Source organism: Psychrobacter sp. S4(2024), from assembly GCF_036861305.1.
Taxonomy (GTDB): Bacteria; Pseudomonadota; Gammaproteobacteria; order Pseudomonadales; family Moraxellaceae; genus Psychrobacter; species Psychrobacter cryohalolentis.
Map to the genome: position 1 here is coordinate 612,183 of NZ_JAZAQR010000003.1, position 21,258 is coordinate 633,440.

General features: G+C 42.2%; 11 protein-coding genes, 1 tRNA gene and 1 pseudogene. 7 read left to right on the plus strand and 6 right to left on the minus strand.

The annotated features are described in order from the left end of the window. The first annotated feature begins 143 nt into the window (after positions 1-143). Positions 144-1,175: a FecCD family ABC transporter permease gene (locus VLA57_RS10435; RefSeq protein ID WP_333954880.1), complete on the plus strand. Its 1,032-nt coding sequence runs from the start codon at positions 144-146 to the stop codon at positions 1,173-1,175. Then, positions 1,175-1,942 carry a Fe(3+) dicitrate ABC transporter ATP-binding protein FecE gene (gene fecE, locus VLA57_RS10440; protein ID WP_133104331.1) on the plus strand — a complete coding sequence of 256 codons (768 nt, stop codon included), beginning with the start codon at positions 1,175-1,177 and terminating at the stop codon, positions 1,940-1,942. Before VLA57_RS10435 ends, fecE begins: the two co-directional genes overlap by 1 nt. A 338-nt stretch (positions 1,943-2,280) precedes the next feature. On the opposite strand, the gene VLA57_RS10445 is transcribed toward fecE, so the two are convergent. Further along, entirely contained in the window at positions 2,281-3,897 is a 1,617-nt protein-coding gene (locus VLA57_RS10445; protein ID WP_133104332.1) for an NAD(P)/FAD-dependent oxidoreductase, read from the minus strand. 155 nt (positions 3,898-4,052) lie between these two features. Between VLA57_RS10445 and VLA57_RS10450 the strand changes: the two are divergent. Then, positions 4,053-4,217, plus strand: a pseudogene (locus tag VLA57_RS10450) (indolepyruvate ferredoxin oxidoreductase subunit alpha); the annotation flags it as partial. A gap of 295 nt (positions 4,218-4,512) precedes the next feature. Here VLA57_RS10450 and VLA57_RS10455 read toward each other — a convergent pair. The 3 genes from VLA57_RS10455 to VLA57_RS10465 all read right to left on the minus strand — a co-directional run bounded on the left by VLA57_RS10455 (position 4,513) and on the right by VLA57_RS10465 (position 6,038). After that, positions 4,513-4,588: transfer RNA gene (locus tag VLA57_RS10455), tRNA-Arg, on the minus strand. A gap of 72 nt (positions 4,589-4,660) precedes the next feature. Then, positions 4,661-5,470: a hypothetical protein gene (locus VLA57_RS10460; protein WP_133104334.1), complete on the minus strand. Its 810-nt coding sequence runs from the start codon at positions 5,468-5,470 to the stop codon at positions 4,661-4,663. Between the two features lie 37 nt (positions 5,471-5,507). Then, complete coding sequence (locus VLA57_RS10465) at positions 5,508-6,038, minus strand: hypothetical protein (protein ID WP_133104335.1); 531 nt, start codon at positions 6,036-6,038, stop codon at positions 5,508-5,510. A gap of 377 nt (positions 6,039-6,415) precedes the next feature. On the opposite strand from VLA57_RS10465, the gene VLA57_RS10470 reads away from it, so the two are divergent. The 3 genes from VLA57_RS10470 (at position 6,416) to recD (ending at position 17,736) form a co-directional block, all read left to right on the plus strand. Next, positions 6,416-10,927, plus strand: coding sequence for an exodeoxyribonuclease V subunit gamma (locus VLA57_RS10470; RefSeq protein WP_133104336.1), 4,512 nt, complete (start codon positions 6,416-6,418; stop codon positions 10,925-10,927). 76 nt (positions 10,928-11,003) lie between these two features. Continuing rightward, positions 11,004-15,446: a UvrD-helicase domain-containing protein gene (locus VLA57_RS10475; RefSeq protein WP_133104337.1), complete on the plus strand. Its 4,443-nt coding sequence runs from the start codon at positions 11,004-11,006 to the stop codon at positions 15,444-15,446. Positions 15,447-15,522: 76 nt separating this feature from the next. Further along, positions 15,523-17,736, plus strand: coding sequence for an exodeoxyribonuclease V subunit alpha (gene recD / locus VLA57_RS10480; protein ID WP_333954882.1), 2,214 nt, complete (start codon positions 15,523-15,525; stop codon positions 17,734-17,736). 118 nt (positions 17,737-17,854) lie between these two features. Here the strand turns inward: recD and VLA57_RS10485 are convergent, their stop codons facing one another. Together VLA57_RS10485 and VLA57_RS10490 are read right to left on the minus strand one after the other, a co-directional pair. Next, entirely contained in the window at positions 17,855-18,418 is a 564-nt protein-coding gene (locus VLA57_RS10485) for a hypoxanthine-guanine phosphoribosyltransferase (RefSeq protein WP_011513626.1), read from the minus strand. 102 nt (positions 18,419-18,520) lie between these two features. Further along, positions 18,521-19,189: a hypothetical protein gene (locus VLA57_RS10490; protein ID WP_333954883.1), complete on the minus strand. Its 669-nt coding sequence runs from the start codon at positions 19,187-19,189 to the stop codon at positions 18,521-18,523. Between the two features lie 308 nt (positions 19,190-19,497). Here VLA57_RS10490 and VLA57_RS10495 point away from each other — a divergent pair, with 308 nt between their 5' ends. Further along, positions 19,498-21,177, plus strand: a complete 1,680-nt coding sequence (locus VLA57_RS10495) for a carbon starvation CstA family protein (protein ID WP_133104340.1) — start codon at positions 19,498-19,500, stop codon at positions 21,175-21,177. Positions 21,178-21,258 lie beyond the last annotated feature (81 nt).

Genomic DNA, 21,258 nt, shown 5'->3' on the forward strand with positions numbered 1-21,258 from the left:
ATATTAATTTTTCTTGCTTGCTGTGCCTACGCAGACAGAGGCTGCAAAAAATTTATACCAGCAGTACTTTAGCGTTTTTGAGATATTTTAACTATAACTAAAAGCGATTCAAAATCCTATCCAGCAACAAAAGTAAGCAACGAATGACGATACAAACTAAAGCTTCTTCATCGCACTCAAACTCACTATTTGGTCATAAGTCTGCAAGTAGGGCGGTGGTACTGATTATTCTGATGCTATTCATCCTTAGTGTGAGCAGCATCTTTTTTGGTGCCAGTGAATTAACGCTAGCGCAAATCTGGCAGCATTTAAAGCAAGGATTTGGCGGCGACAAAGACTTTATTGTGTGGCAGCACCGATTGCCGCGCACGCTATTATCAATTTTAGTGGGGGCAAGTCTTGGTCTATCAGGTTCATTGGTGCAAGGGGTTATTCGCAACCCGTTAGCATCACCTGACTTGATGGGTATCAGTGCTGGTGCAGGGTTCTGTGCGACTTTGTTATTGGTTATACTTCCTGCTGCACCCACGTGGTGGTTATCTGTCGCAGCCTTACTTGGCGGCATATTGGCGTTTTGTTTTATTATTCTATTGGCACAGATATCTCAGCCGACGCCAGCACGCTTGGCACTGATTGGCGTTGCCATTAGTGCCTTTTTAGCCAGTGGGATTAATTTTTTACTGGTCATTTATCCAGTTGAAATTAACACCGCGATGATTTGGTTGACCGGTAGTTTATGGGGTCGCAGCTGGCAACATATTCCCATGCTAACGATAATATTTGCCGTACTGATGGCAGTTAGTATGTATTTAGCGTGGCGTTTAGATGTGTTGGGACTTGGCGAGGAGACGGCATATCATCTTGGTGTGTCAGTCAAACCATTAGAATTTACCACATTAGTTATCGCAGTAGTGATTGCGAGCTTGGCGGTGTCGGTGGCAGGGACAGTCAGTTTTATTGGTTTACTCGCGCCGCATATCGCACGATTGCTCTTTGGGCATCAGCACCGCATCTTGTTGCCAGCGTCAGCGCTGATAGGCGCGATCATTTTAGTCACCGCAGATGTATTGGCACGCAGTCTATTTGCGCCAATTGAGTTACCAGCTGGCGTCTTAACCTCAGTGATCGGTGCGCCTTATTTTATCTTTTTGCTATCGCGCTATAAGGGGTGGTGATGCTATCAGTGAATGAACTACAGCTTGGCTATCATGGCGGACAGATAGTTATCAAAAACTTGTCCCTTGAGCTGCCAGAAAATAAAGTCATTGGACTCATTGGTCCAAATGGTTGCGGAAAATCTACGCTATTAAAAGGCTTGTGCCGGCTGATTCAACCTCAATCGGGCAGAATCCTACTTAGACAACAAGATATGGCGCAATTGAATAATCAGCAGATTGCCCGTCAGATATCGGTATTGCCACAAGTACAGACCAACCCCGAAGGCTTGACTGTCAGACAGTTGGTTGAGTATGGCAGAACGCCCTATGTCTCACATTGGGGTAAGTTGAGCGCGACAGACAACCAGATAGTAGATAGCGTCATAAATGAGATGTCTATTCAATCTCTAGCTGAGACATCACTTGAAGCCTTATCTGGCGGTCAACAGCAGCGCGCTTGGCTCGCGATGGTTTTAGCGCAGGATACGGATCTTATCATGCTAGATGAGCCTACCACTTATTTAGATATCTCCTACCAGATAGAGCTGATGAATCTTATTCGGGAATTAAAAGACAACGGCAAAAGCATTATAGTTGTGCTCCATGACCTTAACCAAGCAGCAAGATATTGTGATTTATTGGTGGTGCTAAAGTCGGGCGAACTGCAAATGATGGGCACCCCTTGTGAGGTGATGACGGAGGGGATGCTTGCTGACATATTTGACGTGCAAGCCAAAGTGATTACAGACCCTGTGGCAGGTTCACCAATGTGTGTGTATTTATAGCATGCCTGCGCCGCTATCTTTTATCAGCTGAGCACCAGTACATTTACAGCTGGCAGCAGGACTTAGAGCCTAAAACAACCAGACACTAAGCACCGACCAAAATACCTAATGAAGCTTCACAAATCGATGTCGAATAGTATCCTGACGATTATATGTATGAGCATGCAAATCGTTTAGATTGTAGTTAACTATAGTTCTTGCTTATTTCACATACACAAATTGATCATTAAAAATTCTGATAAACGAACAGCAATATTGTTTATCAGAATTAGTATAGTGTTTGACTGAAACTTAATCTGCTTTAATAATTGCTTAAAGCCTAAAGCCTAAAGCCGCTCTTACTCTATCTCCAACATCGATTTCGCCACAGCTTCGGCCACTTTAATGCCATCAATTCCTGCTGATAATATGCCACCTGCGTAGCCAGCGCCTTCGCCTGCAGGAAATAAGCCTTTGGTGTTAATGCTTTGGAATTCTTTATTGCGTTTAATACTTATTGGTGACGATGTTCTGGTTTCTACGCCAGTTAGTAAACCGTCGTCAGATGAAAATCCTTGGATTTTTTTATTAAACGCTGGAATGGCTTCACGTATGGCATCCACGGCAAAATCAGGAAGTGCTTTGCTTAAGTCGGTTAAGGTAATGCCCGGTGTGTAAGACGGGTTGACATCACCTAATTCTGAATTTGGTTTACCTTTTAAGAAATCGCCAATGGTTTGCGCTGGTGCATTGTAGTTTTTGCCGCCTAACTCAAACGCTAAGGTTTCTAGTTGTCTTTGTAAGTCGATACCAGCAAGAGGGTGGTTTGGGTAATCTCGCTTTGGGTCGATGCCGACAACAATAGCACTGTTGGCGTTACGCTCGTTTCTTGAATATTGGCTCATGCCGTTAGTGACAACACGGCCTTCTTCTGATGCTGCAGCAACAACGGTTCCGCCCGGACACATACAGAAGCTATAAACAGAACGACCATTTTTACAATGATGAACCAGTTTGTAATCCGCAGCGCCAAGTATTTCGTTTCCAGCATTGTCACCAAAGCGTGCTTGGTCGATGGTTGACTGTTTATGTTCAATCCTAAAGCCAATCGAGAAAGGTTTTGCTTCAACGTACACGCCTTTATCATGGATCATTTGGAAGGTATCACGGGCGCTATGACCAACAGCAAGAATAACATGGCTAGTTTTTAAGGTTTCGCCACTATTAAGTGTCACGCCAGTTACTTTTGAGTCAGTTATATGCAAGTCGTCTACGCGAGTAGCAAAACGGACTTCACCACCGAGTTCTATGATCTCGGCACGCATTTTTTCTACCATGGTGACCAACTTATAAGTACCTATGTGCGGTTTACTTACAAATAAAATCTCATCTGGTGCGCCAGCTTTTACAAATTCTGTCATGACTTTACGGCCGTAATGATTGGGATCTTTCACTTGGCTATATAGTTTACCGTCAGAAAAGGTACCGGCTCCGCCTTCACCGAATTGTACATTTGATTCTGTGTTTAATTTACGCTGACGCCAAAAGCCAAAGGTGTCTTTGGTACGTTGTCTGACTTCATTACCACGTTCAATGATAATAGGTTTAAAACCCATTTGAGCAAGGGTAAGTGCTGCTAATAAACCACAAGGTCCAAAACCAATAACAACAGGACGCTCAGTTAAATCCTCTGGCGCTTCGCCTACATATTTATAACTAGTGTCTGGCGTTGATTTAACATGGTTGTCTGACTCAAATTGAACCAGTAAATCATTGGTCAAATCCGAGTCGGTAAGTGTAATGTCTAGCGTATAAATTAATTGGATATTTCTTTTATTACGAGCATCATAACCACGTTTAAACATCACAAATGATGCCATTTGCTCAGCAGAAATTTTAAGTTTTGTCGTTATAGCAGTCGTTAGATCTTCAGGTGCATGATTTAATGGCAATTTAATTTCAGTTAAACGTATCATTGGTTACTCATAAACTAGTGTAGAAAACAGTCTCGCATTTTACTGGTACTGATACAAATAAGCGAATAAATATTTTACTTACGCAGGGTAAATTTACGGATTTGTATTGTAGTTTGAAAATGATCCGCCATCTTGAATTATAAATGATAATTTTTATGGCGTTCATCGTTGATGATAACTGCATTAAATGCATATACACGGACTGTGTTGCAGTATGTCCCGTGGATGCATTTTTTGAAGGTCCTAACTTTTTAGCGATAGATCCTGATAATTGCATAGATTGCAGCTTGTGTGAGCCTGAATGCCCAGCCAATTCTATTACACTAGTATCGAAACCAAGATTTTAGAAAAGACCTATCGAAAAGCCATCTGCTAAAATAAATATCCATTCAGACGTTATATAAGATATAGATTCTTGCCATCACCATAGCGTGCAACTTTGTTGTATCTTGAGTATTTTTCGGTATCGGTTAATACCGTCTATGATACCGTTATTTTCACCGTGTACAAGTGGTAGATACCGTTATTAATCGGTGACTACCGCATATTAAACAATAAAAAACCCTTGCAGCGCGTGGCTTACAAGGGTTTATCGTGTTATATCGCTATGTTTGTTGGTGCGCCCACCAAGACTCGAACTTGGATCGATCGCTTAGGAGGCAACTGCTCTATCCTGTTGAGCTATAGGCGCATAATAGAGTGCTATTGTAGAAAAAAGCACTTATAAAATCAATTAATACCGAGTAAGTAGAGGGTTTTGTATTTATTTAGCAATACTGATAGCGTCAGCGACATCTACTGTCAACTCACCTGTTGCTTTTTTGCCTTGCGTATTTGACTTAAACAGGTTTGCCATATCATTTTGATAGCCATCGATATTTTCATAATCGTGTTTACTTAATATATCTTGCCCTGTACTTGAAAGTAAAAAGTTTCGAAAGTTAAGTGCAATAGGATTTTGAGTTAAGATGACACCGTCTACTTTTTTCTTGTCTTTTAAGGCATAACTAAACGATACAAGACTTCGAGTGTTTGTATTATCAGCTTCACCTTTAGCAGCGATTTCATCAGCATTACTATCTGCATCGATAATATCTTCTACCATGCCATTTTTTGCCTTGCTCTGGTTTTGTTTATCTTGTGCTATTTTTAATTTTTCTTGTAATGGTGATAAGCGCGCTGCCGATAAATTGCCATCAGCAATAATGATATCGGTATCAACAATAAATAAAGACGGCTCATTATCGGCTACTTTATTATCCGATAGCGTCAAAAGTGCAACAGAGGCGACATAACTTGTCATGATTTCTACATTGGGATAACGAGATTGAAAACTTGAAATCACAGCATTTAAAGGCGCTTGTAGCTTTTCTTCTGCTTGTATGTGCAAAGTGCTTTTGGCAACCGTCTCTCCATCTTCTTCCGCTGAAGCAGTTGATCCACTATCATTTGACATAATAGGCAATGGATCCATGTTTTTACGATTGCTGGTCCATAACCAAGTAAAGATGGCGATAAAAATAATCAGCAACAGTAAAATGAGCCCAGCCAGTAGCAGCTTGTAGTCTTTCATATGGTACCGATCTTCTTATTGTTGGTTTAAATGTGGTTTAGAGCGGTTGATGCAGCACTTCATCTGCTAAATCCGCCAGCATATCCGAAAAAACATCAGTTATCTCTTGTGTAATAGCTATGGCTTCTTGTTCTGGGTTTTTATGAGCAGTGGTATTATTGCTACTTGCCAGAGCAGAGAGGTAGTTTGAAGGGGAAGAGGGTTGATTGTCAATCATTTTTGTGGAGGCTTGATGCGCCGCCAATGGTGATTGTCCTACACTTAGTTTATCTTTAAGCCATTCAAAGCCGTGAGTTTCCCACCATGCCTCGAAGCGTGATAAGGTGCTTCCACGTACTGCCATAGGTAGATTTAGGGTTCGTAATTTTTGTGCCAAAATAGGGTCGCTTATGGCTTGCTGAATACTCAGATAGAGTCCACGACTGTCATCCTTATATGGCTGTCTGTTTTGCCAAGATTGATCATCTATTTTCATACGTGGCAATTGCCAAAGCTCACCGCGGTAGTATACGACATATAAACGTCGTTTAGGATGAATGAAAATGGCATCAATGGGACGCAAGGGCATAGTATTAAATTGTCTCATCACTAAGAATTGAGGTAAAACGCAGCGACATCTATTGTCGCAGTGTGTTTTCATCGGTGGTTTATATGCTAGTAAACGTTGACGAACAATGGCAAACTAATAGCCAGATTACTATTCGCCTTACAAGAGAGTCTGTAAGCGGATATACATGAGTGTTTACCAATGCAGTTTGATTTAACAGCGTCATGCTAGCAGAAATGTCATCCATTGACGACTGCTAAACATGGATTGACAAGTATCGCCGCCTACAGCGTTGTTATTACACTCAAAATTTTACTATGAATGTTTGCGTGCTATCTCGATCATATATTCTTTATCAATCCCTTTATTCTCCTGCTACTTCAATCAGACTATCCTCTATGTTTACCATTATACAATCCCATCGTACCGAAAATCTTGTTGATCAGCTTCTTGTGCAATATCAGTCCAAAAATCAGCCTGTTTTTGAGCCTTTTATTGTCATTGTGCCTTCAATGGTATTGGGTGATTGGTTGGATAAAACCATTGCTAGCCGTGCTGGTATTAGTACCTTGGTGCGTACTAAATTTTGGGGCCAGTATCAATGGACGCTGATGCAAGATTTATTAACCCGCCATAACGCTTTTTTACTAGCGCAAAATCCTGAAACGCAAACTCTGAATGTACCTGAAGTGGCAGTGTTGTCACCAACGGTAATGCAATGGCGATTGTTTGGATATTTGACTTACTACCAAGAGTCGATTATTAAAGATGAAAAACATCCGGTGAATCCGCTGCTGGCGTCTTTGATTGATGAGCTACAAGAAGGGGTTGAGCAAGACAATGTACGACAAGATAAGTCGCAGCAAGATGCGCGTATTTGGCAGCTGTCAAATGATCTGGCGAGGGTGTTTAATCGCTATTTGACCCATCGTGAGGATTGGTTGGCATTATGGTCGCATAATAAACCGCTGAATGTGAATGAGTTGATAGCGGATAAAGATGCCTTATCCCTGCGCTTTGATAAATATGCGCGTGGCACGCCTGAGTGGTTGGTCGAGCATTATGTTGAGTTGGAAGTTGCCCAACGTTTTTTATGGTCGCATTTATTTGCGGATGTGCATCAGCACCGTGTTGTATTGGAAGAGGTGTTTTGGCAAGCACTAAAGTCAAATAAGGCTGGCGAGCAAAGTCAGTTACCCAAAGTGCTGCGTATTTTTACCATTCAGCAGTTGCCACAGACTGAGCTGGACTTTTTGCAGCGCTTATCGCAATACATGGATATCACACTGCTGCATTACAATCCATCGAAGCTGTTTTGGGCGGATATTGTTGATAAATCTTGGTTACAGCGCCAGCAGATTATTAATCCTGAAAGTGTGTTTTTACGTGACTATGGACACAGTTTGCTGTCTCGTTTGGGTAAACAATCGCGCGATACCTTTGCCATGCTTGCCAACTTGTCAGGTAATGAGCAATACCAAGATGCGCTTGTAGAATGGCAAGATAGCTTTGGTATTGGCGAAAACGGCGATGATGACTTGTATGATGAATTCGGCTTTGATGATAGCGTCTATGATCCTGATGTAAGCGGCAATTCTCAAACTGCGCAAAACAGTCCAAGCTTACTTAGACGTTTACAGAACGATGTGCTGATGCTTGATGAGCAATCGACCCAGCAAGCAACGGCCGCTACAGTCTCGCAAGCGGTAAGTAAGCAACTAGAGCCAAGCTTTGATGAAGCTAAGCCAGAAACGGCTTGGTATGACGATGAAGCATTAGAGAATAAGCGTTTTGAGAAAGACCGTTTTTGGGCAATCTCTTCCCAAGATAATAGCCTAAGCATTCATTCGTGTCATAGTTTGCAACGCCAGCTTGAAGTGTTGCGTATTATGATTGGCCGTTGGTTGAACGAACCTGTCAAACTGGGTGAAAAGAAACGCCATATCTCTGACATTGTTGTGCTGCTACCCGATGTTGAGCGTCATCATGCATTGATTGGTTCTATTTTCGTCAATGGTAAGGGTCAAGACGGTTTGACTTTGCCTGCTAAAGTGACTGGTGTTGTTGATGCCGACATTCGCCAGTTATGGGAAGCTATTATCGGTTTTTACAAGCTATTGGGTAGTCATAGCGCTCGTTTTGAAGCGGCTGAAGTCTTAGACTGGCTCATGTTACCGCCTTTATTTGAAAGCTTTGGACTGACTCATGAGCAGATGAGCCGTGGCTGTGATTTGTTGGTAGAGGCGGGATTTATTCGCGGTTTTGACGAACTGCATCTTAAGCAAACTTTGGACAGTAATGATTACGACTATCGCTTTAGCTTTGCACAAGCACTAGACAGATTGACCTTAGGTCTGGTCATGCCAGAGGCTGAGTTGAGCGACTGCTTGTATCCGTTAGATAAGGATGAATGGCCAAGCACTGCGTTGCCAGAAATGACCTTACCGTTACCACAAGTGAGCCTGAATGATGCGCTGATTGTTGAAGCGCTTTGCCGCATTTATACTGGCTTGGTCGCACGTCGTGATGACCATACACAAAAAATGAAAGCGGAAGATTGGCTCGATCAGATTGAGACACAAGTTATCCATCGCTACTTTGGCGATGTGGATCAAACGCGTACCATGCGCGCCATTTACAATGCGATGAATGGTTTTAAATCAAGTCTACGAGCCAATCGTCACTATAGGCAGTACGCTAGTGGTGATATCGACAACAGAGAAGTAGAGCAGAGGCTGGCAGGTGTGGAGCAGTTGCCGCTCAAGCTGAGCTTTATGCTAGACAGTATCGAAAACGAGCTTGAAAGTCAGCAGGTCAGTGCTGAGCCAACGGGAGTAATTACCTTTGGTCGATTCGGTGCATTAAGAAATGTGCCGTTTGAGTTGGTGGTGATGCTCAATATGGATCTCTCTGAGTTCCCAGGGCGTGATCGTGATAACCGCTATGATTTGATGAAAGCGACCAATGCTCGCCGCGGTGACAGAGTTAGTGAAGATGATGACAACGGTGCATTTTTAGATGCACTACTATGTGCGCGCAGTGCATGCTGGATGTTCTACAACGGCCAAAGCTTGACGGACACCCATGAGCATCTGCCAGCCAACCCAGTAAGCGAGCTATTGCAGTTCTTGCAAGGCGAGGTGCAATGGCAGGTGAACTCGCTGGAGACATTGCCTGAGAATATTGATCCCACTACCGAGAGTCTCAAGCGCTATTTACCTAAATTGATTAAGCAGTGGCTAGTGACTGAGCATCCTGCATTGCCTTTTCATGAGAGTCTGTTTGAGACAGAAATCGAAGGCACTGATGTTTTTGAGCAAGTGTCTCCTGATATTGATGACAATGCTAATGCCAACGTTAATATCAATGCTCAGGATACCAGCCCTGTCGATATGATTGATGAGCTAGATGCTTTATTAAATACAGCCATGCGCAAAACCAAACTGGCTCAGAAAAAGCAATTTCCGCCTGCGCCGCTTTGGCAAGCGGTGTTTGATACATTGAAAGGGCGAGTGTCTAGTGAGCACAGGCAACTGGTCGGCCTACCCACAAAAGCGCAGTATGAATCAATCGCTCAGGTGCTAGGTCAAGGCTTGGGTCAGCTAGGTCAAGTAGACAATCAAACCTTGTCTATATTGGCTGATATGCTAGCGCTAGATACGGTTGTCGATACTAGCGATGTCAATGACATGACAGAGGTGCTCATCCAAGTGTTATCCGACAGTATATTTAACATCGGAGAGATAGATATTGAAGGGGCATTGGCTTACCAAGTGCGCCATCCTGCCAAAGCATTCTTACGGTCTCAAAAGGTGCATGTGGTACAAGGTGAAGAAGCACTATCGCATCAAGAGCCGCTATTCTTAGACAGTTTAACTACCTATCAAATCAAAGATCATTTGATTAAACAGTTGGTTACAGATGAAAATAAGAAAAATGATAGTGATGCAGCGGCTGAAAGTACCACTCCAATCCTGATGTATCAAAAAATTATGCCCGCTGGTGTCGCTCGCCAAACTACATTACCCAATCAACAGAAGAAACTGCAACAGCAGTGTTTGGAATTCAAAGAGCAGCTAATTGCTAATGGCTTTGACGAAAGCAGTATTCTCAACGAGAGTACGGCAGATAGCAGCAGTGTATTACAGCTACTGACGCCAACCGCCGAGCATCCTGTTCAGGTAGAGCTAAAAAATATACTGAATAACACTGATAACGAGTCAAGCAATCAGACGAATATAGAGACACTGCTTAAGCTGTTGCCAAAATTCATTAAGATCAAAGGCTCAGTACCTATATTAGCACCCATATCAATTATTCAGGCGGGCGTGCCTTATGCTCAGCAATCACCCAAGCAATGGTTAAATATACTGCCCAATTCTGCCAGTCCTAGGCATTTACTTAAGTTTTGGTTGTCACATTTATATTGGCAAGTGGCTAGACGTACCACTGCCGAGCAAGTAGCATTAAATGATGGCGTAAGTATTTGGCGCTTTAATAAGGCCAGCTCACAAGTTGGTAACTATAAAGATGTAATCGCATTTAAGTTAAGTCCGATTATGTATGAAGACGCAGTCATTGAGTTGATAAAATGGGCTGTTTTTGGCAAGTTAACGGGTCAAGTGCCCATTACGTTATTACCAGAATATGCACTTAATTACCTTGATAAGTATCTAAAGCCTGAAGAAGGTGACGGTAATAGCTATTGGCCAAAAGGTGCCGACTTCTCCGACTGGTTAAGACCTAACTATAATTCAGATACGGTATACGATACTTGCTCGCAGCATGCCATTTGGCAATACGTACTGCGTGACCAAGATGCATTTAAGGCTTTGTCAGCAGCGTTGACTACATTAGCCCAGCCACTGTATGAGCCGATGTTTAATGCGTTAACTAACTTAGATGGTTAGCCCATTATCTAGAACAGCCTCTAATTAATTTTTGCTATCTTGCTCTAATAAATAATAATTAAAAGTATGCGCCCATATGACAGACTTTACTGACCAAACCAATATCATTGACTTGTCTACACAACCGAATTTATTTGATGAATATTCAGATGAGCTGCCTTGTTTGTCTGCTATACCTGAACGTAAAGCCGATGTCATACCGGCAGTCGATGTTGATCTAACGGGTAAACACCTGATTGAAGCCTCAGCTGGTACAGGCAAGACTTGGACACTCACAGGCATTATGCTACGACTGCTCATTGAAGCGCGACGCGCGCCAGAGCAAATCATCGCCACGACTTTTACTCGAGCCGCCGCTGCCGAAATGCGTCAGCGTATCCATGATCGTTTAGTAGATTTCTACCAATTATTACAATGGGTCAATAGCCTAAGTGCTGATACTAGCAATAAAGAGAGTCTCTATCCCAATATACTACAAGTCATGCCTGAGGGTAATAAAGACGCACAAGCAGGCAATGATTCAGACGTAGACGCAAACGTTGAGACAGGTATTGACGATTTAAATCAAGACCTTGCTGCTGATAAGCAAGCGGTGGCTGAGAAACGTAAACAAGTAAAAAAAGATCGTGAAAACTGGCTAGTTAATCAGGCTAAATATGCACGCTTAGACGCCGTTATGGACGATCCCATTAATCTGCATTTGACTGGGTTTTTACTTGATCATGTTCACAGCTATCCAATGGCGGAGGCCATTCGACGCACTGCGCTAGTACTAACCACGTTGGATAAGCTGTTTGTAGGCACACTCGACAGTTTGGCGCAAAAGTGGTTGATTGAATACAGTAGCGAGACCGGTCATCAGCAAGGTATGGCTATTATTGAAGACAGCAGTATTGAGCAGGTGACTGACAGTATTATTCATGATGAGCTGAGGCAGTTCCAAAGCAGACTGTATCACGAGGAGCCTAAACTATATGCGCTAATGGATCAGCAAGGCAAGCTGACTGCAGTTAGCGATCATAAAAAATATGTGACTCGTTCGCTTAACTTTATTTCAGCACCGATTGATGACGTTGTAGTACAGAGTTTTTCTTTTGAGGGCTATGAGCGGCTTATAAATACTATCATTGAGTGCAGCGATGAGCTTGATGTTTTTTTTAAGCCTGACGGCGAGTATTATGAAGTTCCGAAAGGTCAATTATTAAACAACAGAGACTCTTGGCCGAAAATCATCCAAACATTAGAAGATTCTGGCCCAACTGCTTATAAGTCTATATCAGACTCCAAAACTTATACAGGAAAGTTGATTGAGGCTTTTCAGAAAACGGATAATATAGGCTCTCAATTTCGTGTACCTAAAGATGGTGAAAGAATTAATTTAATATTTAACGAATTGCAGGTCGTTCGTGATTTTAAACGGTATATCGAAGAAAGTAAAAAGCTAGATGAGTATATCACGGCTATCTTAGCCAACCTTAATCGCCATATCGTGCTTGCGGTACGTGACAGGTTACCAGTCATCTTAGAAGAGCGCGGTGAGACGACCTTTAGTTTACAAATGGTGCGCTTAAATCAAGCGTTAACGGGTCGGCAAGGAGAGAAGCTAGCACGTTACATTCGTCACCATTATCCGGTTGCTCTGATTGATGAGTCGCAAGATATCAATGGTGAGCAAGCTATTATGATTGAAAGTATTTATTTGCCAAAGAAACAGGGCAAGGTTGCTGATAATGATGCAAAGTCAGCTACTAAAAAAGCCAGCCATGAGTTTTTGCTATTGGTTGGAGACCCCAAGCAGGCTATTTATGGGTTTCGTGGCGGTGATGTGGCCAACTACAACTATATGAAAGCCCAGTTTGAGAAAAGTAGCCTTTGGACGCTCGATATTAACCGCCGCTCAAATGCTGGTGTAATTGATGCACTAAATTGCTGGTTTGGCATGCCAACGATAACGACTGCTGAGAATAAATTAGCACAGCTAGGTAGCAGTATTTATTATCAGCATATCAAAGCTTCTAAACCAGAAAACCAACTGTCTTGGTTTAATGAGCCAATTACTCAAAACAGTACTTTAGTGACAGAGATACTTTCTGCTCAACCAGTGAGCTTGTTGCATCTACCTTATGATAAAGATAAAGAGCTTGATTATGATGAGTTTGAAATCACCGCGCGTCATATTGCGACCTTGCTCAGTAGTGGTCAGACCTTAAAAGGCAAACCGATTCAGCCTAGTGATATTGGTGTGCTGGCACGTACCAAAAAAGACTTAAAACGGGTTGAGGATGAGCTGGTTAAGCTTAATGTACCAACCTTGACCACCAGTGATGTCAGTATCTTTGAAACCATAATGGCAGAGGATGTGGCGGCGCTGCTGAGTGCCATGCTATACCCATACCGTCATGATATGATTAATCGGGTACTGACTAGCCATCTGTATGGCCTGAGTATCAAAGAAGTCAAAGCCATGATGACTGACCATGAGTCAGGAGTGACAGAGGGTAGCCACTTAAGTAGCGCTAGTACGAAAGCAGTTAATAATAAAAAAAGCTATCAAGATTTTATTACTTACCTAAAACAAGCGGCTCAAAACTGGCAGCACTTTGGTGTTTTGTCAGCATTACATTACTTATTAGATAAAAACCCCGTGCAGCCGCAAGGCGTTTGGCAAGCTCTGGCAACTCATCCAGAAGGCGATCGTCACATTATGGATTTGCGTCATATGATGGATGTCTTGGCGCAGTATGGTATCGGCATGGGTGAGCACGAACTATTGGCTTGGTTTAGACAAAATATAGATGCTGCTCCCAATAGCGATTGGGCTAAGCAATACCCGCTACCGACAGAGTCTGGCGTGCAGCTTATGACCATCCACAAGTCCAAAGGGCTTGAGTTTCCCATTGTCTATGTATTGGGTATGGGCGATGCTAGTCGGAAGGCGGGCAATAATGAAAAGTTTGGGCTGTATCTATACAACGCCCAGCAAGCTCCGTCGGTTTTAATGCAGCAATCGGCAGAGAATCAATCAACAGGCAACCAGCGCCGCTTCTCACCCGTAAGAGGCTCTGCCACCACAGAAGATTGTTATACCGAAATCGAGACGAAAGAAGGCTTTGATGAGCTGCGACGGCTTGGCTATGTGGCATTTACGCGTGCCAGCGAGCAGCTTTATGTGGTGTTGCGAGATCCTAATAACAAAACAGGATTTGAGCTAAAGCCAGCGTTCTATTGGTTGGAATCACCAGAGGCAAAGTTTGATTTGCCTGATAGGCTCAAAGGCATCGTAGGTATGCTCAGAGGGCATAATGTCAATGAGTTCTATAATAATGACAGTAATGGTGCTAATGCATTGGGCTTAGCAGGTAACGCAACGCTTGCCACTGCTAAATCTATAACTGAGACTATTGAGTACGCGCCTTTTGCAGAAGTTATGAAAACCAATTATTTTTATGGTTGGGCCAAGACCAGTTTTACGGCTTTAGCCCGTCAGCTAGATGAATCTACGCAGGCGCTGGCTGTGGTAGATGAACGTATGGATGATGCCATAGACATTGATATGACAGAGTCGGTAGTATCGTCCAGTAATAGTGGTTTTTTTAAACCAGTTAGTGAGTTGAGCCTCAAATCAGAGGATGATATACGTTTTACTTTTATCAAAGGCGCCAATGCCGGTACGTTTTTGCATGAGATATTTGAAAAAATTGATTTCAACAATAAATCGCAGTGGTCTCAGGTGATTGATAGAGCCGTTAGTAGTTATCAGTTGCCTCTGGTTTATAGTAGTGCTGAGCAGCAAAGTAGACTATTACAAGCAAAGAATAAAGAAGATGGTCGTATACCTGACTTAGATTCAATAGATGCTACAAAGCATGAGGCATTACTTAACTGGGTTGAAGAGGTGCTACAGGCGCCGTTATTAGCGTCCAATCAACCGTTATGCTCTATTGATGCAAGTCAGCGGTTTGCTGAATTAGAGTTCAATATGGGGCTATCAGAGCGTTTTAAGGCGCAAGATATTAATAGCCTATTTCAGCAGTATCTCCCGAATGAAGCGGACAAACACGTCAATCTTATTCCACAAAACAAAGCGCATTTGTATCGTTATCTGCGGGGTGAAATCGATTTGGTGTATGAGCATGCTGGCAAGTATTACGTTGTCGATTACAAAAGTAATTTTTTAGGAAATAGCCTAAGCGATTATGACGAAAGCACACTCAAGCAAGCAATGTCAAAGGCAGGATATTGGTTACAGGCAGCGATTTATCAAGTCGCGCTACATCGTTTCCTTGCAATGAGAATTAGTGATTATGCAGGTAATGAAGATAAGTATCTTGGCGCTGTCGAGTATGTCTTTTTACGGGGCGTGTATGATTCAAATTCTCAAATAGCTGCTGATCTATCGCAAGATGCTAAAGAGGATAATAGACACTCAATGCCCAATGACCGCTATGGATTAGTCACGTGGGACATTCCAATTGAGTTCATTAAGGCCCTAGATGCGTTGTTTGGCCTGCCAGATTAGTGGGCCATAAATAGCGAATTAAATAAAAAACAACCATGATAGCGACTAACTGGATAAAAATAGAGACAAGCATACTATGAGTAATAATAACAATAATAACAATAATAACAATAAGAGCAGAGCGGCTGTTAGCTTACAAGAAAGCTGGGCTAGTAACATCAGTAATTATATATTGCTGCGCCGTCAGCAAACGCACTTAGCGTATAACGTCACTGAGGCAAAGGCTAATGCTGATAGTAAGCAAATCGATAAGACGGAACAAAATGGCTTATTTACTGCTTTATTCGTTATGTTGGCCACTCATTTAGAAGAGGGACATACTGTACTCACCATTGAGGAAACTGAGCATGAACATCCAATACAAGGTCAAATCAACGGCGAGCTGGTCACCCTATATGCCTGGCAGCAGCAACTATTAGAGATGTTAGCAACGCCCATTCTAGTACTGATTGACATTCAAACAGTTACTCAGCAAGAGGATGATTCTACAGCTGAGTTATCATTATTTATCCTGCTAGACATCATGTTTAGTAAGCGAGCTCAGCTATGGGCGCAGCTGGCACTCACCAATCGTGAAAAAGAGATACTCAGCAAACGCTTTGATGCGGTTGCTGCACTTTATCAGATAGTGAAAAACACGAATCTGAATTCCTTCATTCAGTCTATTCATGAGCATACTTTGTTCGCTGACGCTAATTCTAACGTGAATAATAAAAATAGCCTAAGCAAAAATAATCAACCTATTGTGTATCAGCATATTAATGAACCAGAAGCTGATACACAAAATATTAAGATCACTTTTTGGTTACATCGAGCTTGGCAAGCAGAATTCAACTTAGCACAGCACATTAATACTATTTTGAACCAACAGATAAACCCTTTAGAGATAGCGATACCGGAAAACCTACATGAGCAGCAGGTAATGGCTATTAATGTCGCTAATAACAATGCCTTTAGCATTATTACTGGTGGTCCCGGTACAGGGAAGACCTATACGGTTGCTCAATTAGTAATTGCTCTGCAACAAGCTGCAGAGAGTGGGGGTGATGAGCATGGAAAAATTCGGTTCAGTACAGACAGTGCCAGCCTAGCCTTAGCAGCACCGACTGGTAAGGCTGCCCAGCGAATGCAAGAGTCTTTGCAAGCGGCTCTAGATGGATCGAATGTAGAGCTACAACTGCAAGAAGCCAAGACCATTCATCGCTTATTAGGCATTGGTCGAACAGGTAGACCACGTTACAATGCAAATAATCCACTCGGCGAAGATATTATCATTGTCGATGAGGCGTCTATGTTGGGGGTGGAACTGGCTAATTACCTTGTGAGTGCGGTGAAACCAGGCGCAAGGCTTATATTGTTAGGAGATGCGAACCAGCTAGCCGCAGTAGATGCTGGGGCAGTATTGGCTGACTTATGCCGCATTCCATTGCTACAACCTATACATGCAAAGCTAACAGAGAGTCGCCGATTTAGCGCAGACTCAGGGATTGGCAAGCTTGCCAATCAAATTAATAAGACAGAGGCAGATACTCAAGCTATTTGGCAGTTGTTAAGACAGGACAAGGCACTGAGTTTTCAATATGTAAATACGTTGCAAACAGAGATAGCTATAGATAATAAGATACAAAATAGCCTAAGTAATTATAAGATTATCTCAGACCTCACTCTAAATTACTATAAATACCTAAATAAAGTTAAATCACTACTAAAGGATCCAATAGAAAAATCCATGCCAGAATCAGTAAAAAGTACAATTACCTCATTAATGCAAACGTTTAATCAGTTTAGAGTCTTGAGTGCTGGTCATAATGGCGAGTGGGGTGATCACTACATTAATAACCATATCACTCAATGGCATCTTACTGAACTAAAGCTACCGCTAGGTCAAAATACATGGTTTCATGGTCGTCCCGTTATGGTTTTACAAAACAACTATGAACTTGGATTATTTAATGGCGATATTGGTTTTTGCTTGCATACAGGAGATGAAAGAAGCCGACTTGAGGTGTTCTTTGAGAATAAAGCACAGGGAATTGCTGTCAATCTGCTAAATGAAGACGTTATAGCCACAGCATATGCAATGACCATTCATAAATCGCAGGGGTCTGAGTTTGATCATGTGGCCATTACTTTTGATAATAGTCATGCAAGGCTTTTGAGCAAAGAGCTTATTTATACGGCGGTAACCCGCGCTAAAAAACAGGTGTCTATATATAGTACAAAACATGCTTTCGAAAAAGCCATTCAGACACCGACTGAGCGCCATACGGGTTTGGCATTGCAGTTTTAGTTAGTATTTATCGCCTATATTATCAAAAAACATTCAAATACATATACTTATCAATAAGCAATAAAAAAGCACCCATCGGGCGCTTTTTTACTATGCTATCAAGTCAACCAAAAACTGATTAAATCTTGTCTTCTTTAATAGCGTAGATACCAGGCAGATGGCGTAAGTAACCATGGAAGTCCATACCACAGCCATAAACATAGCGATCTGCAACATTAATACCAACGAAATCAACATCGAAACCTTTAACTTTACGATCATGCTCTTTATTAAGGAGAACACATGATTCAATCGATAAAGGTTTTTCCTTGCTCAATTCTTCAACCACTGCTTTTAAGGTGATGCCTTCATCAAAAATATCATCGATCAATAAGACATGCTCGCCTTCAATGTTAACATCAGGCTTAAATTTCCAATCAAGCTCATTGGTTCCTTCGTTATCACGATAGCGTGATGCATGGATATAATGCATACGATGATAAAAAGTAAGGTGAGTCAGTAATTGACCGGCTGGGATAAGCCCGCCATTCATAACGACCATAACAATCGGATTTAGACCAGCATAGTGAAGATTAAGCTGTGCGGCTAAACGCTCATAAGCGGCAGCAACTTCTATACTGCTGATTAGGCATTCTGAGTTACGTAATGTTTTTTCAATTTCTTGATTGCTGATTTGGGTCATCGGACGTGCCTTTGGTAAAAAGTGCCGCTTATTTTAGCAAATTTTAGTGAATATGCCCAATGCCAACTGGCTTTTGAGGCAAAATTAATCAAATATTGGCACTTATTCTGGCTTTTCTACGATAAAAGGGCGGTAATAGTTCGCCAAGCGATTCAATGAGCTGTCTGGCAAATCAGGTAACAACTTATTAAGTGCCATATTCATGCCTTTATCGATAGCTGCTTTGGCAACAGGTACAGATTTGCGTTTAATCATACCCAATTTTAAGGTTTCAGCAAAACGGCTAATAAAGTGAGTTAAAGTTTCTTCGTTCATGGTTTCAAGTGCGGTTTTAAATGTCTTGGTATCCACATGTTCAGGAGTAATGGCTGCAAAACCTTTTTGAATGATGGCAGTATGTTGTTCTGTGAGCTTAAAACCCACCCGTTTTAGACCGTCATTATCGATAAAGGTTGCTCGATCTCTTAGAAAATGGAAGCTTGGCAATACTTCTTCGTTATTTTCTTTACCCAGTAAAATATTAAGCAAGGTATCGGTCGCACGTTCAACAGTGACAACCACTTTACGCATGGACACTTGGCGTTCAGGATTTGGGATAATGTCAACCAGACCAACCAATAAATTATCAATAAGATCACGCGCAGTCTGATGTGTTAAAGCATCGCGATATGGGTAGTATGGTACTTCCTCATTCGATGCAACGATTTGCTCAGCTTCAACGATTAATGCTTTTAATTTATCTGAAGGTACAAATCCAAAATAATGCGCCATTGTGCTTCCTTTATTTGTTGTTTTCGAGGTTTAACTAGCGTTACATTCTTCGTTAAATCGGTTAGTATTTAAATGGGTTGCCAACCAAAGATTCACCATATCATATACTGACTGATGACGTCTGCTAACTATAAAGTTCAGCCGTATTAATGGATGATGATATGACAAAATTTCTATCAACTGCTTAATTGCGTATGGTCAGATGCTCTGAGTCACCCGCCGAAGACTAATTTAACATATTTTTTATATTCTAAATTAAAAAGCTTGAACTTATAAGGCTACCCATTACTTGTCTAAGGAGAGATAAGATGAATAGTGCAATCGTGCTATTGTTTGCTGTTGCCGCTATGCTTTGCGGTTATCTGTTTTACTCAAAATTTATCGCCACTAAAATTTTGGCATTGGATAATAGTATCCCCACGCCAGCACATACCATGAAGGATGGGGTAGATTATATTCCCACTAATAAATATGTGTTGTGGGGACACCATTTTACTTCAGTCGCAGGGGCAGCACCGATTATTGGTCCTGCCATTGCGGTTATTTGGGGCTGGGTACCTGCTATCATTTGGGTGGTATTAGGTACTATTTTTATGGCGGGTGTCCACGACATGTCTGCCATTTGGGCTAGTATGCGCAATCGAGGTCAATCGATTGGCTCGATTGCCGGTACGGTCATGGGTACACGTGTACGCAGCTTGATGATGATTGTCATCTTTTTATTATTACTCATGGTAAATGCGGTATTCGGCGTCGCTATTGCTAATATGATGATAAAAACCCCATCCGCTGTGCTGCCTGTTTGGGGCGCTTTGATAGTCGCGTTTATCATCGGTCAATGCATTTATCGCTATAAGATGAATCTGGTTTGGGTATCAATCATTGGGGTTACGGCTTTATATGGGCTTATCTATCTTGGTCCTATGTTCCCCATTGTGTTACCTGAGACATTCTTAGGCTTACCTGACAATGCTGTTTGGATTATTATTTTGTTTGTCTATGCGGCAATCGCATCTTTGTTACCAGTCTGGATGCTGTTGCAGCCGCGCGATTACATCAATGGCTTGCAGTTATTTGTCGGTCTGATTTTATTGTACGCTGCCATCTTTATTGCGACGCCGAATATTGTCGCGCCAGCGATCAACACAGCATTGCCAATCGGCACACCATCTATGTTGCCTTTATTATTTGTGACCATTGCTTGTGGTGCAATCTCAGGCTTTCATGGTTTGGTAGCGACGGGTACGACGTCTAAGCAAATTGATAAAGAAGAAGATGTACGATTCGTTGGTTACTTCGGTGCCATGGGTGAGGGCATGCTAGCACTTGGTGCGATACTTGCGGCAACAGCAGGCTTTGCAACCCTTGGCGACTGGCAAGCCGTTTATCAAAAATTTGGCGATGGCTCTATTGGTGCCTTTATTGATGGCGGTGCAACCATACTGAATGCAGGCGTCGGCATTGATATGGTTTTATCGCAGACGATGCTAACGGTAATGGCAGCCTTGTTTGCTGGTACCACGATGGATACTGGAGTACGTTTGCAACGCTATATCTTCCAAGAATTTGGTGAAATTTATAAACTGCCCGTGCTGAATAAGAGTGTGGTGGCAACATTGCTTGCTGTTGGTAGCTGTCTATTATTAGCATTCGGTGCTGGTGGCATCGATGGTGCTGGTGGTATGATTATTTGGCCGTTATTTGGCACGACAAATCAGCTCATGGCTGCACTAACCTTGATGATTGTCACCGTTATCTTATTACGTAAAGGCAGACCAGTATGGTATACCTTAGGACCATTGTCGTTCTTACTGGTCATGACGGTTTTTGCATTATTGATTCAGCTAAAAACCTTTTTCAATGACGGTAATTGGCTGCTTGTTATTATGGATATCATTATCTTGATAGCCACAATCTTAGTGACGTTTGAGAGTTTATCAGTACTCCGTAAAGAATGGTCGATACACAGAGGCAAAAGCAACCTCTAAGCCATGTTGAATGCCTAGTTAAATACTTACTGAATTACGATAAAAGCGCTAGCAGCAATTGCTGGCGTTTTTTGTCTCATA

What these genes read in the sequence shown, in the direction of transcription:
- VLA57_RS10435 (WP_333954880.1), top strand. Translation starts at nt 144, where the DNA reads ATGACGATACAAACTAAAGCTTCTTCATCGCACTCAAACTCACTATTT.
- fecE (WP_133104331.1), top strand. Translation starts at nt 1,175, where the DNA reads ATGCTATCAGTGAATGAACTACAGCTTGGCTATCATGGCGGACAGATA.
- VLA57_RS10445 (WP_133104332.1), bottom strand. Translation starts at nt 3,897, where the DNA reads ATGATACGTTTAACTGAAATTAAATTGCCATTAAATCATGCACCTGAA.
- VLA57_RS10460 (WP_133104334.1), bottom strand. Translation starts at nt 5,470, where the DNA reads ATGAAAGACTACAAGCTGCTACTGGCTGGGCTCATTTTACTGTTGCTG.
- VLA57_RS10465 (WP_133104335.1), bottom strand. Translation starts at nt 6,038, where the DNA reads ATGCCCTTGCGTCCCATTGATGCCATTTTCATTCATCCTAAACGACGT.
- VLA57_RS10470 (WP_133104336.1), top strand. Translation starts at nt 6,416, where the DNA reads ATGTTTACCATTATACAATCCCATCGTACCGAAAATCTTGTTGATCAG.
- VLA57_RS10475 (WP_133104337.1), top strand. Translation starts at nt 11,004, where the DNA reads ATGACAGACTTTACTGACCAAACCAATATCATTGACTTGTCTACACAA.
- recD (WP_333954882.1), top strand. Translation starts at nt 15,523, where the DNA reads ATGAGTAATAATAACAATAATAACAATAATAACAATAAGAGCAGAGCG.
- VLA57_RS10485 (WP_011513626.1), bottom strand. Translation starts at nt 18,418, where the DNA reads ATGACCCAAATCAGCAATCAAGAAATTGAAAAAACATTACGTAACTCA.
- VLA57_RS10490 (WP_333954883.1), bottom strand. Translation starts at nt 19,189, where the DNA reads ATGGCGCATTATTTTGGATTTGTACCTTCAGATAAATTAAAAGCATTA.
- VLA57_RS10495 (WP_133104340.1), top strand. Translation starts at nt 19,498, where the DNA reads ATGAATAGTGCAATCGTGCTATTGTTTGCTGTTGCCGCTATGCTTTGC.